17 protein-coding genes and 1 riboswitch are annotated in these 17,411 nt (G+C 41.6%); of the genes, 16 read left to right on the top strand and 1 reads right to left on the bottom strand.

All coding sequences use genetic code 11. The features are described from left to right. Position 1 precedes the first annotated feature (1 nt). The 13 genes from accC (at position 2) to BMZ41_RS13970 (ending at position 12,376) form a co-directional block, all read left to right on the top strand. On the top strand, positions 2–1,375 hold the full coding sequence (accC, locus tag BMZ41_RS14030; protein WP_090530761.1) for an acetyl-CoA carboxylase biotin carboxylase subunit: 1,374 nt from the start codon (positions 2–4) through the stop codon (positions 1,373–1,375). Beyond that, positions 1,372–2,151 carry an acetyl-CoA carboxylase carboxyltransferase subunit beta gene (locus tag BMZ41_RS14025; RefSeq protein ID WP_177184243.1) on the top strand — a complete coding sequence of 260 codons (780 nt, stop codon included), beginning with the start codon at positions 1,372–1,374 and terminating at the stop codon, positions 2,149–2,151. Before accC ends, BMZ41_RS14025 begins: the two co-directional genes overlap by 4 nt. After that, positions 2,148–2,948, top strand: a complete 801-nt coding sequence (gene accA, locus BMZ41_RS14020) for a carboxyltransferase subunit alpha (protein WP_090170458.1) — start codon at positions 2,148–2,150, stop codon at positions 2,946–2,948. Before BMZ41_RS14025 ends, accA begins: the two co-directional genes overlap by 4 nt. Continuing rightward, the gene (locus BMZ41_RS14015) at positions 2,949–3,878 is read left to right on the top strand and encodes a beta-ketoacyl-ACP synthase III (protein ID WP_090170456.1); all 930 of its coding nucleotides are present in this window, start codon (positions 2,949–2,951) and stop codon (positions 3,876–3,878) included. 3 nt (positions 3,879–3,881) lie between these two features. Further along, the gene (locus tag BMZ41_RS14010) at positions 3,882–4,817 is read left to right on the top strand and encodes a nitronate monooxygenase (RefSeq protein WP_090170454.1); all 936 of its coding nucleotides are present in this window, start codon (positions 3,882–3,884) and stop codon (positions 4,815–4,817) included. A gap of 10 nt (positions 4,818–4,827) precedes the next feature. Further along, the gene (locus tag BMZ41_RS14005; RefSeq protein ID WP_090170452.1) at positions 4,828–5,781 is read left to right on the top strand and encodes an ACP S-malonyltransferase; all 954 of its coding nucleotides are present in this window, start codon (positions 4,828–4,830) and stop codon (positions 5,779–5,781) included. Further along, positions 5,778–6,503 (top strand): 3-oxoacyl-[acyl-carrier-protein] reductase, encoded by a 726-nt coding sequence (fabG, locus tag BMZ41_RS14000; RefSeq protein ID WP_090530758.1) that lies wholly within the window; start codon positions 5,778–5,780, stop codon positions 6,501–6,503. The genes BMZ41_RS14005 and fabG overlap by 4 nt, the downstream gene beginning before the upstream one ends. Further along, positions 6,503–7,735, top strand: a complete 1,233-nt coding sequence (gene fabF, locus BMZ41_RS13995; protein ID WP_090530755.1) for a beta-ketoacyl-ACP synthase II — start codon at positions 6,503–6,505, stop codon at positions 7,733–7,735. The genes fabG and fabF overlap by 1 nt, the downstream gene beginning before the upstream one ends. Next, a complete protein-coding gene (gene fabZ / locus BMZ41_RS13990) occupies positions 7,732–8,160 on the top strand; it encodes a 3-hydroxyacyl-ACP dehydratase FabZ (RefSeq protein ID WP_090170446.1) in 429 nt (142 codons plus the stop codon). Before fabF ends, fabZ begins: the two co-directional genes overlap by 4 nt. A gap of 1 nt (position 8,161) precedes the next feature. Beyond that, complete coding sequence (locus tag BMZ41_RS13985) at positions 8,162–8,671, top strand: MarR family winged helix-turn-helix transcriptional regulator (RefSeq protein WP_090530752.1); 510 nt, start codon at positions 8,162–8,164, stop codon at positions 8,669–8,671. 115 nt (positions 8,672–8,786) lie between these two features. After that, complete coding sequence (locus BMZ41_RS13980) at positions 8,787–10,325, top strand: DHH family phosphoesterase (RefSeq protein ID WP_177184242.1); 1,539 nt, start codon at positions 8,787–8,789, stop codon at positions 10,323–10,325. Positions 10,326–10,384: 59 nt separating this feature from the next. Next, positions 10,385–10,519: riboswitch (FMN riboswitch) on the top strand. A 103-nt stretch (positions 10,520–10,622) separates the two neighbouring features. Continuing rightward, positions 10,623–11,258, top strand: a complete 636-nt coding sequence (locus BMZ41_RS13975; protein ID WP_090530746.1) for an ECF transporter S component — start codon at positions 10,623–10,625, stop codon at positions 11,256–11,258. Positions 11,259–11,377: 119 nt separating this feature from the next. Continuing rightward, positions 11,378–12,376, top strand: coding sequence for an SPFH domain-containing protein (locus tag BMZ41_RS13970; protein ID WP_090530743.1), 999 nt, complete (start codon positions 11,378–11,380; stop codon positions 12,374–12,376). 102 nt (positions 12,377–12,478) lie between these two features. Here the strand turns inward: BMZ41_RS13970 and BMZ41_RS13965 are convergent, their stop codons facing one another. Continuing rightward, complete coding sequence (locus tag BMZ41_RS13965; RefSeq protein WP_090530742.1) at positions 12,479–12,844, bottom strand: hypothetical protein; 366 nt, start codon at positions 12,842–12,844, stop codon at positions 12,479–12,481. A 130-nt stretch (positions 12,845–12,974) separates the two neighbouring features. Between BMZ41_RS13965 and pepF the strand changes: the two genes are divergently transcribed. The 3 genes from pepF (at position 12,975) to BMZ41_RS13950 (ending at position 17,043) form a co-directional block, all read left to right on the top strand. Beyond that, the gene (pepF, locus tag BMZ41_RS13960; RefSeq protein ID WP_090530739.1) at positions 12,975–14,771 is read left to right on the top strand and encodes an oligoendopeptidase F; all 1,797 of its coding nucleotides are present in this window, start codon (positions 12,975–12,977) and stop codon (positions 14,769–14,771) included. Positions 14,772–14,958: 187 nt separating this feature from the next. Continuing rightward, positions 14,959–16,182: a DUF4317 domain-containing protein gene (locus tag BMZ41_RS13955; RefSeq protein ID WP_090530736.1), complete on the top strand. Its 1,224-nt coding sequence runs from the start codon at positions 14,959–14,961 to the stop codon at positions 16,180–16,182. 21 nt (positions 16,183–16,203) lie between these two features. Beyond that, positions 16,204–17,043, top strand: coding sequence for a damage-control phosphatase ARMT1 family protein (locus BMZ41_RS13950; protein ID WP_090530732.1), 840 nt, complete (start codon positions 16,204–16,206; stop codon positions 17,041–17,043). Positions 17,044–17,411: the final 368 nt, after the last annotated feature.

Raw genomic sequence — 17,411 nt, 5'->3', positions numbered from 1 at the left:
TATGTTTAATAGAATTTTGGTAGCTAATCGCGGGGAAATTGCAATCAGAATAATCAGAGCCTGCATGGAGATGAACATCGAAAGCGTGGCTGTTTATTCCACAGCAGATAAAGAATCTCTTCACGTAAAGCTTGCTACAAAAAGCATCTGCATAGGTGGAGGCAGAGCAGCAGACAGCTATCTGAATATGGACGCCATTATCACGGCGGCTCAGGTTATGGAATGTGATGCACTTCATCCTGGCTTCGGATTCCTTTCAGAGAATTCTGAGTTCGTTCGTAAATGTGAAGCGGCAGGAATCACATTTATAGGTCCATCAGCAGATGCAATGGATGCGCTTGGAAATAAATCCACTGCCAGAAGAATGATGATGAAGGCTGGGGTTCCGGTGGTTCCAGGTAGCGAAGGCCCTGTGGAAGATTTTAAAAAGCTGGAAAAGATTGCAAAGAAAATTGGTTACCCAGTTTTAATTAAGGCTAGTGCCGGCGGTGGCGGCAGAGGTATGCGCCGTGTATATCATCCAGAGGATTTGCAGAAGCTTTATGAGGAAGCAAAGGCAGAGACCAGAGCGTGTTTTAATGATGATGAGATGTATGTGGAAAAGCTGGTTTTGAATCCCCGTCATATTGAGTTTCAGATTCTTGCAGATGAGTTTGGAAATGTAATTCATCTTGGAGAGCGTGATTGCTCCATCCAGAGAAAGAATCAGAAGCTTATAGAGGAAAGCCCATGTATGTTTATTGATGACGACCTTCGAAAATCAATGGGCAAGGCTGCTGTTACAGCAGCAAAGGCAGCAGGGTACACCAATGCAGGCACAGTTGAATTCGTTCTTGATGAAAAGAATCATTATTACTTCATCGAGATGAATACAAGAATTCAGGTAGAGCATGGAGTGACAGAGGCCGTCACAGGAATAGATTTGATTAAATGGCAAATCAGAATAGCCTTTGGAGAGCCACTTAATTTAAAGCAAAAGGATGTGAGACTTAAGGGTCATGCCATTGAATGCAGAATTAATGCAGAAGATCCTGCAAAGGGATTTATGGCAAACACTGGAAAAATCACATTCCTTAATATACCAGGAGGTCCTGGAGTAAGAGTGGATACGCTTCTTTACAATGGTTATGAGACCAGTCCCTTCTATGATTCTATGATGGCAAAGATTATCGTACATGCTCAAACAAGACTGGAGGCAATCAGGCGTATGCGCCGTGCACTTTTAGAGCTTGTTACAGAAGGCATCATAACAAATGGTGATTTTGATTATCTGCTTTTACATCATCCTGATTTCGTAAAGGGAAATTATAATGTGGGCTTCATTGAGGAACACATGGATGAGATTTTGGCATGGGATAAGGCGGTAGACGAATGAATGTAGTCGATGAAAGAAAAGAAAAATTTAATCGCTATAAGGAACTTCGCGAGAACCCTGAAGAGGTGTTGGCTCCTGCTATTAAGCCAGTAGCAGAATACACTATCCATGACCGTATAAGGGACATAGCAGACCCAGGCACCTTTAAGCAATTCGACTTTGATTTTCCAGAGACAAATCCCCTTAAGTTTGAGGGTTATGTGGAAAAGAAGGAAGAGCTTAGAGCCGAGTGTGGATTCCATGACGGAATAATCGCTGGCAAATGTAAGATTGGTGGATATCCCGTGGTGCTTGCTGTTATGAATAAGAAATTCATGATGGCTTCCATGGGCATAGAGCTTGGAGAAACAGTTTGTCGCGCTGCTGAGTATGCTATGTCACACAAGCTTCCGCTTATTATTTTCACAGCCAGCGGCGGCGCCAGAATGCAGGAGGGAATCCTTTCTCTGATGCAGATGGCAAAGACCAGTGCAGTAATTGAAAAGTATAAGAACAACGGTGGATTGTATATCGCAGTTCTGACCCATCCTACCACAGGTGGTGTTAGCGCAAGCTTTGCCACATTAGGGGATATCACATTGGCAGAGCCAGGAGCCTTAATAGGGTTTGCAGGTCCTCGAGTAATCGAGCAGACCATAGGACAGACTCTTCCAGATGGCTTCCAAAGAGCCGAATTTCTTGAGGAGCATGGCTTTGTGGATCAGGTAGTAAGACGTGACGATATAAAGGCAACGTTAACCAAGATTTTGATGCTTCACCAGGAGGTTCCAGTATGAAAGCTATAGACAGAGTTTTGGCAGCCCGAGAAAAGGACCGTCCAAAGATTACTGATTATATTGATAACGTATTTACGGATTTCTTTGAACAAAAGGGAGATTTGCTTGGAAAAGAGGATGCCAGCATTTATGGTGGTATCGCACTTTTTCAGGGACGTCCAGTTACAGTAATCGGCCATCGAAAGGGTAATGATGTAAATGAAAATATAACCTGCAATTTCGGTATGCCAGGTCCAGAAGGATATAGAAAAGCCCTTCGTCTAATGAAGCAGGCAGAGAAGTTTGGCCGTCCAATTATCACCTTTGTGGATACACCAGGAGCTTATCCAGGGCTGGAGGCAGAGGCTTACGGAATATCCCAGGCAATTTCAGGAAACCTTGCAGCCATGAGTTCTCTTAAGGTGCCTGTCATCACAATAGTTACAGGTGAGGGTAGCAGTGGCGGCGCGCTGGGACTTGCAGTAGCTAACAAAGTCTACATGCTTGAAAACGCAGTTTATTCAGTGCTTTCACCAGAGGGCTTTGCATCAATTCTTTGGCATGACAGTAATCGACGTGACGAGGCGGCAGATGCTATGAAGCTTACTGCCCAGGACTTACTGGATTTTGGTGTTATTGATGGAATTATTCCTGAGAGAGGTTTGTATATCAGAGTTTCAAATGTGATTGCCAGCGCTTTAAAAGAGCTTGATGGAAGGTCAGGCGAAGAACTGGCGCAGGAGAGATTTGAAAAATTTAGAAGCTTTGACGAGGCGTTCTTACAGGCGGACTCGTCAGCTAGAATGGAAAATGTGTAAATGACTGGAATAAAGATTATAGCTACAGGAGCACATGCTCCAGAAAAGATAGTTACAAACGACGATTTGGCAAAGATAGTTGAGACCAGTGATGAGTGGATAAGTCAGCGTACAGGAATGTCGAAAAGACATTATGTTGAGGGTGATGAGAATCATACATGGCTTGCAGAAAAAGCCGCCAGACAGGCAATTGAGCGTGCCGGTATTCCCAAAGAAAAAATAGGAGCGGTGCTTGTTTGTACTGTTTCAGCAGATTATTTTTCACCTTCCTGCGCATGCATTATTCAGGGAAGGCTTGGTCTTTCAAATGACATAATTGCCATGGACATAGGAGCAGGATGCTCCGGCTTTATTTTTGGACTTGAAACAATCAGAGCACTGATGATGGCACGGGATGCCCAATATGGACTTATTATAGGAGCCGAGGTTCTCTCTAAGAAGATGGACATGACAGATAGAAGTACCTGTGTGTTATTCGGTGACGGTGCAGCAGCTGCAGTTGTGGAGCTTGCTGATAACAGCTATACATCAGTGATTGGAGTTAGTGGTGATGAGGAGATGATTAACATCAAATCCCCAGATGGATATATTCACATGGATGGTCAGGGTACTTATAAATTTGCTGTTGCCACTGTGCCAAAGGTTATTGAGCAGGTGGTAGAAAAGGCAGGTCTTACCTATGACGACATTGACCATTTTGTATTACATCAGGCAAATCTTCGAATTATAGAATCCATTGCTAAAAAGGTAAAACAGCCGATGGAAAAATTCGTTGTAAATATAGAAAAATACGGCAACACATCAGCAGCCAGCGTGGGCTTGGCCTTAAATGAAGCAATAGCTGATGGTCGAATTCGTAAAGGCGATAAGGTTCTTATGTGTGCCTTTGGTGCAGGAAAGACCTGGGGTGCCGTGGTTATGGAGATGTAGATTATGAAACTAAATGATTTAACAGGAACTAAATATCCAATTATTCAGGGAGGCATGGCAAACATCGCCACAGGAGAATTTGCAGCAGCTGTAAGCAATGCTGGCGCCCTTGGCTTGGTGGCATCAGGTGGTATGAATGCAGAAGCTTTGCGAGAGCAAATCAGAATTTGCAAGTCATTAACCAACAAGCCTTTTGGTGTAAACCTTATGCTGATGAATCCTGATGTAGATAACATTGCAAAAATGCTTATCGAGGAAAAGGTGCAGTTCATAACAACTGGAGCTGGAAATCCAGGTAAGTATATGGAAGGCTGGAAGGCGATGGGGGCTAAGGTGTTCCCAGTTGTTGCTTCAGTAGCACTTGCAAAAATGATGGTGAGAGCAGGAGCTGATGCCATTATCGCAGAAGGAGGCGAGTCTGGTGGACACGTAGGCGATATGACTACCATGACACTTCTTCCTCAGGTGGTTGCTGCAGTGGATGTGCCTGTAATTGCAGCAGGTGGAATTGCAAATGGAAAGCAGATGGCAGCAGCCCTTCTTTTAGGAGCTTGTGGTGTGCAGATTGGTACATGTCTTCTCGTTTCAGAAGAGTGCCCAATCCATGATAATTACAAGAATGCACTTATCAAAGCTAAGGATAACTCCACAACTGTAACAGGTCGCAGTCAGGGCGCACCAGTTCGTATCATCAAAAATGAGATGGCAAGAGAGTACCTCAAGCTTGAGGCAGAAGGTGCAGGCCGAGAAGATTTGGAAAGAATGACACTTGGAAGTCTCCGCAAAGCTGTAGTGGAAGGCGACACAGTACATGGCTCACTAATGGCTGGCCAGACCTGTGGACAGCTCACAGCCATCCGTCCAGCGGTGGAAATACTAGATGAAATCTATGTGGGGGCTAAAAAAACGCTACATAGTGCAGCAAATATAGCTATTTAGAGGAGATTTTATGAAATTAGGAATAGTGTATGCAGGGCAAGGCTCCCAGCGCGTAGGTATGGGCCTAGATTTTTATGAAAAGTACGAGGAGTACAGAGAGACCATAGATAACGCAACAAATGCAGTTAAAGGTGTGACAGATATGGATGTGGCGGACTTAAGCTTCAATGGTCCATTGGAGCAGCTTTCAGATACTAGATATACCCAGCCAGCCATGGTTGCATTCGCCATCGGAGTAACAAAGCTTCTTCACAAGAAGGGAATCAAGGCAGAATATACCTGCGGGCTTAGCCTCGGTGAATATTCAGCTCTCTACGAAGCAGGAGTATTGGACGAGTCTACCATACTTGAACTTATTGCAAAAAGAGGAAAGTTTATGGCTGAGGCATCAGGGGATAGACTTGTAAAGATGTGCGCAGTACTTGGAGCAGATAGAGAGACAGTCAAAGAAGCCTGTGATTATGCTAACAACTATTTCTGTAATGAGCGTGTTGTTCAGGCAGCTAATTTTAATTGCCCGGGACAGATTGTTATTTCGGGAGATGCAGCAGCAGTAGATCAGGCTAGTGTGTTTTTAAAGGACGCAGGTGTTAAAAGAATTTTACCGCTAAAGGTAAGTGGTCCTTTCCACACAAAGCTTATGAAGCCAGCTGGAGATAAGCTGGCAGCAGAATTTGAAAAGGTAGAATTTAAGGAAGGAAACTCAAAGGTTATTTTTAACTGCATTGGCAGAGAAAAGACTGGTGAGGAGCAGGTACCAAAGCTCTTGGAAAAGCAGGTTCAGTCATCGGTTTACCTTGAGGATTCCATTAAATATATGGCTGATGCTGGTGTGGATACAATCATTGAGATTGGACCAGGAAAAGCAATTAGCAAATTTATCAGCAAGACCGTTGATAATGTAAAGGTTTATTCAATCGATACAGTAGAAGATTTTGAAAACACATTGGAGGAGTTGGCATGAGTGTAGCTTTAGTTACAGGTGGTAGCCGTGGTATCGGCAGGGTGATTTCTGAGAAGCTTGCAAGACAGGGCTATAACATTGCAATCTGCTATTCGGGAAATGAATCAGCTGCCCAGGAAACAATTTCCGAGTGCAAGAAATTTGGCGTTCAGGCAATGTTTATCAAGGCTGATGTTAGTAACGAAACAGATGTTAAAAACATGTTTGACGAAGTAAAGGATTTGATGGGACCTGTGGAAGTCCTTGTAAACAACGCTGGAATTACTAAGGATGGACTTCTTCTTCGTATGAGCGAGGAGGATTATGATGCAGTTGTAGATACCAATCTTAAAGGTACCTTCCTGTGCACAAAGGCTGCCATCAAAGACATGATGAAGGCCAGAAGAGGAAAGATAGTAAACATCACTTCAATCGTAGGTGTAAATGGAAATGCTGGTCAGGCAAACTATGCTGCCAGCAAGGCTGGAATTATCGGATTTACGAAGTCAGTGGCAAGAGAATATGGTGGCAAGGGCATTACCGTAAATGCGATAGCACCAGGTTTTATTCAGACAGCTATGACAGATAAGCTTCCTGAAAATGTGAAGGAGGATTATCTTAAGCAGATTCCTGTAGGACGTTTTGGAAGTCCAGAGGATGTGGCAAATGTGGTGGAATTTTTGGCGTCAGAGAAATCTGACTATGTAACAGGACAGGTTATAGAAGTTACCGGAGGAATGTAATGAGAAGAGTTGTAATTACTGGAATGGGAACAGTTAATCCCCTTGGAAATGACGTTCAGTCTACATGGGACGCTGTAAAAAAAGGAAAGTGTGGAATTGGCCAGATTACCCATTTTGACACCACAGATTTCAAGGTAAAGCTTGCAGGTGAGGTTAAGAATTTTGATGCTGCTGAGATTCTCGGAGCAAAGGAAGCAAGACGTATGGATGTGTACACACAGTACGCTTGCGCAGCTGCAAAAGAGGCAATGGAGGATGCGGCCTTTGATTTGGAAAAGGAAAATCATGACAGAATGGGTTGCATCATGTCATCAGGTATCGGCGGTCTTTCAACAATAGCAGAGGAGCATGGCAAGGGCGAGACAAAGGGGTATAATAAGATTTCACCTTATTTCATCCCAATGTCCATCAGCAACATGGCAGCAGGTCAGATTGCAATCACATATGGATTAAAGGGAATGTGCACATCAGTAGTTACAGCCTGTGCCAGCTCAAATAATGCAATCGGTGATTCCTTCCATAGAATACGTGATGGCTATGAGGATGTTATGGTCTGTGGTGGTGCGGAAGGTACAGTTATTCCTCTTGGAATAGGTGGCTTCCAGGCTATGAAGGCTCTTTGTACCAGCGAGGATCCTAACCGTGCATCCATCCCTTTTGATAAGGAGCGTCATGGCTTTGTTATGGGCGAGGGTGCAGGTATTCTTGTACTTGAGGAATTAGAGCATGCACATAACCGTGGAGCAAAGATTTATGGTGAGATTGTAGGATATGGTTCAAACTGCGATGCTTATCATGTTACTGCACCAAACCCAGAGGGTGAGGGTGGTGCTAAATGTATGGCACTTGCAGTAAAAGACGCTGGACTTGAAATGGATGATGTTGATTACATCAACGCCCATGGAACAAGCACAAGCCTTAATGATGCAGGTGAGACACTTGCTATTAAGAAAGCATTTGGCGACCACGCATACAAGCTTAAGGTCAGCTCCACAAAGTCTATGACAGGTCATCTTCTCGGCGCAGCAGGAGCGGTTGAGGCAATTATTACAACCCTTGCTTTGAGAGATGGATTTGTGCCAGCAACTATTAATTATCGTGAAAAAGATGAAGCCTGTGATTTGGATATTGTACCTAACATCGGTCGTGATGAGAAAATCAAGGTAGCCCTTTCAAATGCCTTAGGCTTTGGTGGTCACAATGCATCCCTTGTATTTAGGAGGTACGCATGAAGCTAAATTCATCACAGATTCAGGAGATATTACCACATCGTTACCCATTTCTCTTGGTGGATAGAATAGAGGAGTGCGAGCCAGGAAATTACGCCAAGGGAATTAAGTGTGTTACAGCAAATGAAATGCATTTCCTTGGACATTTTCCAGGACATCCTGTTATGCCTGGCGTACTTATTATAGAGGCTTTGGCTCAGGTAGGTGCCGTTGCGCTTTTAACAGAGGATGAGAATAAAGGAAAGCTTGCATTTTTCGGCGGAATTAAAAATGCCCGCTTCAAAAAGCAGGTGGAGCCAGGGGATGTTTTAGAGCTTGAATGCAAACTTACTTCGAGAAAGGGACCAGTTGGATTTGGTGAAGCAGTTGCCTATGTAGATGGTCAGGTGGCTGCCAGGGCAGAAATTTCCTTTGCCATAGGAGAATAAAATGACTATGATATTTCTAGGGGGAATAAATAATAAAAAGGAACAGGTACTAGAAATGTTAGAGCAGACACTTTCCGAGGTGTACACAAAATTCAAAATCCACTTCTATCAGGAGATGTTCAAGAAGTTAAATTCTCGTGAAACATCCCTTACTACTGTGGAGCTTTTTTGCGTGGAGATTATTCATGCGTTAAAGAATCCTACAGTTGCAGAGTTTGCGAATTTTATTAACGTATCATCACCAAACGCTGCATATAAGGTTAACAGTTTGATTCAGAAGGGTTACATTGAAAAGGTTCAATCAGAGACAGATCGTCGTGAGTATCATCTTCATGTAACAGAAAAATATTATAATTATTTTAATCTTTCTCAGAAGTATGTTAGTACTGTAGTTGAACGTGCGCAGGAGCATTTTTCTGCGGAACAGATAGAGATATTGGATGGTATCCTTAGGGATATGTCATTGGAACTTATGCATGAGGTGGCAATTCCTCCTGTTGAAGTTAATTAATAATAGTTTTATAATTCAGAGGTTTGAGACTTTTGTAAGGTTTCAAGCCTTTTTTGTTAACATTTACCATGCGTTATACGGTATAATGTTTTCAGATAAAACAATTGGAGTATATATGAAACTATCACAGTTATTAGAGTACAATAATATAATAGTTCAGTGTCATAACACTCCTGATGCTGACGCCATTGCTTCAGGAATGGCTCTCACACAGTATCTGAGGGATAATGATAAGACTGTTGCCTTCGTGTATGGAGGAAATTTTGAAATCACCAAGAGCAATCTTAAGCTGATGATATCAGAACTTGGCGTAGATATTCACTATGTTCGCCATCAGGCACAGCTTTCACAGCTTCTTGGTATACGAGAGCAGGAGCTTCCAGAGCTTCTAGTTACAGTAGATTGTCAGTACGGTGAGGGCAATGTAAGGACCTTTAAGGCCAGAAACATAGCCGTAATCGATCACCATCAGATATCAAATCCATTACCGGAGCTTTCAGAGATTCGTTCATATCTTGCCAGCTGTTCCACTATTCTTTGGGACATGCTTAAAGAAGAAGGATATCCAGTTGAAAAGGATAAAAAGCTGTCCACAGCGCTTTATTATGGTCTTATGACAGATAGTAATAATTTCTCAGAAGTCCAGCATCCTCTGGACATGGATATGAGAGATTATCTTAAATACAGTAATTCTGCTATCACAAAGTTTAAAAATTCTAATATTTCTCAGGAAGAGCTTCGCATTGCGGGAATTGCACTTCTCGGCTCAGAATATTATCACGAGAATCATTATTCTATCGTAAAGACTGATCCTTGCGACCCGAACATATTGGGAATTATTTCAGATATGATGCTTCAGGTTGAGGACGTTGAATGCTGTCTTGTTTATTCTATTCACGAAGGTGGCATAAAGATTTCTGTTCGTAGCTGCGTAAAAGAGGTTAAGGCAGACGAGCTTGCTAAGTTTATTTGTCAGGGCGTAGGAGATGGAGGCGGTCACCTTATAAAAGCAGGCGGTTCTATCGTTCGTTCACTTCTTGAAAAGCAGGAGCTTGATTATAATCCATCTGCAATTCAGCATTTCTTCAGAGAGCGTATGGAAGAATATTTCATGAACAATGAGATTATCTACGCTGGTGAATATACAGCTGATATCAGCAGCATGAACGTATATAAGAGTAAGCGTGTTACTATCGGATATGTTAAGGGCACTGAGATTTACCCAGTTGGTACTAAGGCGGTTATCCGTGCTATGGAAGGTGACCACGAGCTTGAAATAAAAGAAGATACAATCATTGCGGTTGGCGTTCGTGGTGAAGTATACATCACAAAGACTGAGCTTTTTGATAAGTACTACGAGATTAGTGATAAGAAATACGAGTTCCCAGGAGAATATGCTCCATCCATTAGAAAGCTCAAAGAAAGGAACGCAAAGGGGTTATTGCCACTTGTGCACTCATGCACTTATGTGGGGTATGGCAATATATATGCTAAGGAACTCATCTGTCGTACAAAGGTATTCACAAAATGGGAGCCGGAGAATTATAAGCTAGGACGCCCAGGTGATTACATGGTAGTTACTCAGGACGATCCTACCAGTGTTTATGTAGTTGATAAGGAATTATTCGAAAAAACATACGCACCGGTAGAGTAGAATATTCAATTGTACTTGATTAGTTTTTGAAGGTGTAGTATAGTTTCTTTAGTTAAATAGGAAATCTTCAGGGCAAGGTGCGAAAGCTTACGCTTTCAATTCCTGACCGGCGGTGATAGTCCGCGAGTCTTTAATAAGACTGAACTGGTGTGATTCCAGTACCGACAGTATAGTCTGGATGGAAGAAGATGTGCAAAGTTTTATTTGTGTACGTACAGCCCTGAGTTTATCTCAGGGCTTTCTTTTTATACAGAAGACTTCCTAGTTAAATAAATGTATTTTCAAGGAGGTTCAAAAATGGATACAACAAATTTTACAGGAACAAATGTGGAGACAAGAACAGTGAAAAAGGTTAACGTAAGAAGCATGACAGTGACAGCAATGCTTTCAGCAATCGCTTTCGTGCTTATGTTTTTAGACACAGCCGTGCCAATCATGCCTAGCTTTATCAAACTTGATGTTTCAGAGCTTCCAGCTCTTATGGCATCCTTTGCATTGGGACCAGTTTATGGTGTTATTGTTTGCTTGATTAAAAATCTTCTACATCTTCTTATGACTACAACTGGTGGCATTGGTGAGCTTTCAAACTTCATTCTTGGCGTAGGCTTTGTACTTCCAGCAGGTCTTATCTATCATCATAAGAAGACAAAGAAAAATGCAATCCTTGGAGCAGTTGTAGGTGCATTTATTATGGCAGCAATCAGCTTCCCATCAAATCTTTATATCGTATATCCGGTATACTACAACTTCATGCCAAAGGAAGTTATCGTGGAGGCTTATCAGGCAGTAGCGCCATTTGCAAAGGTTGATTCAATCGAGAAGTGCTTACTTATGTTCAACGTACCATTCACTTTTGTAAAGGGAATGATTTCAGCAATCATTACAGTGCTTATTTATCAGCCACTTCGTCCATTGTTAAAGGGAAATAACTAGAGCTAATTTGTAATTACGGAACAAATAGAACAACCTAAAGGAGCAGATTTTGAGTAGAAATCTGCTCCTTTATTTATTATACTTAAACCATAAAAAACAATTATTGAGGAGGTATTGTTATGCCAGTATTAATTACAATTTTGGTACTTATCCTGATTGCCATAGCATTTGGTATCAGAATCGTTCCACAGGGATATGTATATGTAATCGAGTTCCTTGGAAAATATCATGCCACATGGCAGGCAGGTCTTCATGTAATGATTCCTTTCCTGCAGAGAGTTTCTAAGAGAGTTTCCTTGAAGGAGCAGGTGGCTGATTTCCCACCACAGGACGTTATCACAAAGGATAATGTTATCATGAAAATCGATACTGTAGTTTATTTCAAGGTTCAGGATCCAAAGCTTTATGCTTATGGTGCTGAGCGTCCAATCATCGCTCTCGAGAATCTTACAGCTACAACACTTCGTAACTTAGTTGGTGAGCTCGAGCTTGACCAGACTCTTACATCAAGAGATAACATCAACTCAAAGATGCGTGTCATCCTTGATGAGGCTACTGATCCTTGGGGAATCAAGGTAGGCCGTGTTGAGCTTAAGAACATCATTCCACCTGAAGAGATTCAGCGTTCAATGGAGAAGCAGATGAAGGCTGAGCGTGATCGTCGTGAGACTCTTCTTGAGGCAGAAGGTCACAAGCAGGCTTCTATCACAAGAGCTGAAGGTGATAAGCAGGCCCTGGTTCTTAAGGCTGAGGCTGAAAGAGATGCACAGATTGCTCGTGCAACAGGTCAGGCTGAGTCTATTCGCCTTGTATATGAGGCTGAGGCTCGTGGTATTGAAATGCTCAAGGAAGCAAACATGGATGAGAGAGTCCTTCTTATTAAGAAGCTTGAAGCTTTAGAGAAGATGGGCGATGGCAGAGCAACAAAGATTGTAGTTCCTACAGACCTTGCTTCTGCAGCAGCTGATCTTACATTTAAGACAGAGATGCTTGGATTTGGTGAAAGCACACCAATCGACAAGACAGCTCCAAAGAAGGAGGCACCTAAGAAGGAAGACCCATGCTGCAGCGATGCAGATAAGGGAACGACAACACGTCAGCTCGTAGAAGAGATGTAACCAGCGGATAAAAATTGAGAACCGCGTTCCGGCTAAACTGGCCGGTAGCGGTTCTCTTTTATTATATCAGCGTACAAAAAGTACGCAGTTTACTATTCAGTTTTAGAAAGCTACAATACTAAATCCATCTTTTAGTCCTGGTATCTGAAGATAGGACTTAACATTGGTAACTCTTTTGGCCAGTTTATGACCAGTCTGTGTAAATCCATCAGCTTCCACTTCATTGAAAATAATATCATTGCCTTCTTCAATTCCACGGCGGTCTGTGACATGATATTTCACAACTCCACTGGCAATTTTTCCAAACTCTTCTTTGGAAACTAATACACTTACCTCTACATTTCCACCTGCGGCACCAGTTTTCAAGGTGTTGGTATCTGCAAAGAACTGACGACCAAGTTCATCTTCCTTGCTACCATTCATTGCCTGATTGAGTCCCTTGATAAGATCTGCTCTGCTATCTGCCATAAACGACTCCTTTTTGAACCGACATTTATTACGTTACTAATAGCATACAATGTATTTTTGAAAAAATGGTGTAGAAATTTTGAAATGTGTTAAAATATCTCTCAGCAAGACTATAGATAGGAGAATTATTATGGCAAAGGAATTAGTAAGTCGTGATCAGGTCCGTGTAGAGGATACTTGGGACCTTAGCGCAATGTATGCAGACACTGCAGCTTGGGAAGCAGATATCAAATTTATTGAGGATAAGCTTGCTGAGATTGCAAAGTTTGAGGGTAAGGTTTGTGACAGTGCAGAAAACCTTCTTGCAGTACTTGATATAGATGCAATCATTGGTGAGAAGTTTGATCTTGCATTTAATTATGCTGAGCGTATTTTCGATCAGGATCAGGGAAATACTGAGCATCAGTCTATGTCACAGAGAATGTTCGGTCTTTATGCAAAGATTGGAGCATCAACTTCATTTGTATCACCAGAGATTCTTGCTTGTGATGCAGAGAAGATTGAGAAGTTTATCTCAGAAAAGCCAGAGCTTGAGCTTTATAGAATCGAGATTAAAGAAATCCAGAGATTGAAGAATCACACTCTATCAGCTGAGATGGAGAAGGTTGTAGCTATGACTCAGGAAATGGGCAACACACCATCAGAAGTTTATAGTGCCTTTAAGAATGTTGATATGACATTCCCAGCTATCAAGGATGAGAAGGGCGAAGAGGTAGTTCTTACAGATGGACGTTTCGTTCCAATGCTTATGTCAGCTGACAGACGTGTTCGTGAGGATGCTTTCAAGACATATTACGGCGTATACAAGAAGTACTTAAATACTATGGCTGCTATCTACAACGGCGAGGTTAAGCAGCATATCTTTAATTCACGTGTTCGCAACTACAGCTCAAACCTCGAGGCTGCTGTTGATGAAAACAATGTTAGCCCACAGGTATACGATAATCTTGTTAAGACTGTAAATGCTAACCTTGATAAGCTTCACGCATATGTTTCACTTCGTAAGAAGTGCCTTGGTGTGGACGAGCTTCACATGTATGATATCTACACATCAATGATTCCAGATGCAGCAAAGACTGTTAAGTATGAGGAAGCACAGAAGACTATCTGCGAGGCTCTTGCAGTACTTGGAGATGATTATGTAGCACTCCTTAAGGAAGGCTTTGCAAATCGTTGGATTGATGTTTATGAGAATAAGGGCAAGCGCGGCGGTGCATATTCTGCTACAGCTTATGGCGTTCACCCATATATGCTTCTTAACTACACAGATACATTTGATGATATGTTTACAACAGCTCATGAGATGGGTCACTCAATGCACAGCTATTTCTCAAACAAGACACAGCCATACATCTATGCAAACTACAAGATTTTCGTTGCTGAGGTAGCTTCTACATGTAATGAGATTCTTCTTTTAGAGTACCTTCTTAAGAACTGTACAGATAAGAAGGAGAAGGCTTATCTTCTTAATCATTATCTCGATAGCTTCAAGGGTACAGTATTCCGTCAGACACAGTTTGCTGAGTTCGAGAAGACTACAAATGAGATGGTAGAGGCTGGCGAGAACCTCAATGCTGAGAATCTCTGCAAGCTTTATAAGGAAATTAACGAGAAGTACTACGGTCCAGATATGATTTCTGATGATGAAATCGCATATGAGTGGGCACGTATTCCACACTTCTACTACAACTTCTATGTATATCAGTATGCAACAAGCTTCTGCGCAGCGGTAGCAATTGCAGACATGATTTTAAAAGAAGGTGCACCAGCAGTTGAGCGCTACAAGAAGTTCTTATCATCAGGATGTACAGACGCACCTGTTGAGCTTCTTAAGATTGCAGGCGTAGACCTTACTACACCAGCTCCAATTGAGGCAGCACTTGCTAAGATGGGAGAGATTATCAAAGAACTTGAGACATTAGTATAAAAATATTGGATTATTTGCTACCCAGCGGGAGATATTTTCGCTGGGTAGTTTTTTGCAAGTATTACTACCTTACATATTTCTTAATCTCATAGCTCTAACATTTTTCTTCGTTCATTTTACCTATTGCTATAGATTTTTGTCATACTTATAATAAATATCACGACATAAAAAATTAGGAGAATACTTTATGAATAAAAAAGAAATAAACGAAATAAAGCGTCGCTTTAAAAAGGATTCCTGCAACTTCGACAAGATGGTAGGTTGCTACGTTGATGCCAACAAGGAAATGGTGCTCACATTTAAGGAGACTTTCCTTAATCTTGATGATGAGGAATTCCATAAATATCTTGAAATTGCAAATAAGTCACTTTCAGGTACTGTTGGAAACAACCTTCTTGAGCTTCCATTTGATCCTGAATCAGAAATCGAAGGTAGCGGTCACGACCTTCTTATGAGACTTCGTGAGACACGTCTTCAGGATGAGAAGCTTCTTATCGAATACTACAACAGAATCATCGAGTCTTATGACTTTGTCGGGAACTATCTTATCCTTCTCTATCACGATACTTACGATATTCCTATGAAGACTTCAGATGAGCTTACACTTGATGAGTCAGAGGAAGTATACGATTACATAATCTGCGCTATCTGCCCAGTTGCTCTTTCTAAGCCAGGTCTTGGATATCGTGAAGATGAAAACAGAATCGGTGCCCGTATCCGTGACTGGGTTGTAGGTCCTGTAGACACAGCCTTCACATTCCCCTGCTTCTCAGAGCGTACTACTGATTTACATGCTTGTCTTGCTTACACTAAGAATACAAAAGAGCCACATGTAGAGTTCTGGGAGAACTGCATCGGTTGCGGCACAAAGAAGACTTCTACTCAGAAGAAGAACGCTTTTAACAACATTATTGATCAGGCTCTTGGTGAAGAGACAGATGAAACTATCGAGACAAAGCTTGATATTCAGCAGAACCTTTCTGATTTCATCACTGTTGAGACAGAGCGTCTTGGTCAGGATGAGCCTATTATCTTAGAGCCACAGGATGTTGCAAATATCCTTACAGACTCAGGTCTTTCTGATGTAAAGGTTGAAAAGATTCAGGCTAAGTTTGAAAACTACTTCGAGGAGCAGCTTCCACTTGCTGAAGAAATCCTTGATGAGAAGGCTCTTAAGAATAATGAGCTTCGTGTAGAAAAGAACGTACTTAAGGAACGTGTAGTTGATCTTACAAAGCAGCTCAAGGAAGCTACTGGTATCACAGAAGAAGGCAAGCCAGCTGATATCGTTGTAAAGGTTTCAGAGGACAAGGCTGCCACAGTTACTACTGCTTATGTAGATGGCAAGAAATGCGTCTGCGTTCCAATCGAACCAGATGAAGTTCTTTTCCTTAATGGCGAACAGATTTAATCAGGCAACGAAAGGACAACAATGAATTTAAATCCAAGCTGTGTCAAATGCATGTATGACAGACAGGCTGCAAAAACAGATAATGCAGCCTACCTTGAAGAGATAAAAAATATACTTGATAATCGTGATGAAAATGCCTGTAGCGCAGAAATGAATTTCGCCTTCAATCAGGCTTATGCAAAGCACATCGGTCCATTACATAGTTTCAAAGAGATAAACAAGAAATTCAATGACCTTGTTCTTTCAATGGAAAAGGGATTGGAATCCGAAATTGAAAACAGTACTGACCCACTTGCCACAGCTTTGGTTATGGCTAGAATCGGTAACTACATTGACTTTGGAGTAATCCAAAACGTAGAAGAAAAAACCTTCTTAGAATTATTTCAGGATACTGAAATGCGAGAAGATGAAAAAGAAACCTATGAGTCCTTCTGCAAGCAATGCGCAGAAGGCAAAAACTTTTTATTACTCACAGACAACTGCGGAGAAATAGTTTTAGATAAGCTTTTCCTCAGACAGTTAAAGAAACGTTTCCCTCATTTAAATATCACTGTCATGGTGCGTGGCGGAGAAGTTTCAAATGATGCCACTATGGAAGATGCTAAGTATGTTGGCTTAACAGATGAGTTCAAGGTGATTACAAATGGTAAACTTGTGGCTGGCACAGTCTACAAATGGCTTCCAGAAGAATCTAAGAACGCCATCGACTCTGCCGACGTAATCCTTTCCAAAGGACAAGCTAACTTTGAATCCTTTGCAGGTGAAGGCTTCCACGCCTTCTTCACATTCCTCTGCAAGTGCGATTTGTTTGTAAATCGCTTCAATGTACCAAGACTTACTGGTATGTTTGTGGAAGAATAAATATAGTTATGTATTTTAAAGATTCTAGTAATTGGGCTAGAATCTTTTTTATGTTTGCGCGCCATGGGCGCGCTCTAACGCAATGGCATTAAGTTAAGAAAAAAATTTAAAATAGCTTGACAAATATTTCATAGTGTGCGGATTTTTTGCTAATTACTTAGCAAAAAATCCCTTGTGATTAAGTACATTCATTTTTTCACAGGAGGAACCGCATGAAATATTTAAAACCTAACACACTACGTAGAAATTTATTTGATTCTATTGACCAAATTTTACTTAACAAAGCATCTTATGTAAAAAATCCAACTGACCACTCTAGAACGCGTAAGCTTTCTTTTAAAGCTATTATTAACTCAATTCTCCAAATG

It is taken from the genome of Pseudobutyrivibrio sp. UC1225 (assembly GCF_900115215.1).
In the GTDB taxonomy this organism is placed as follows: domain Bacteria; phylum Bacillota; class Clostridia; order Lachnospirales; family Lachnospiraceae; genus Pseudobutyrivibrio.
The sequence above is the reverse complement of the archived record's forward strand: the minus strand, read 5'-3'. Positions and strand labels throughout refer to the sequence as shown.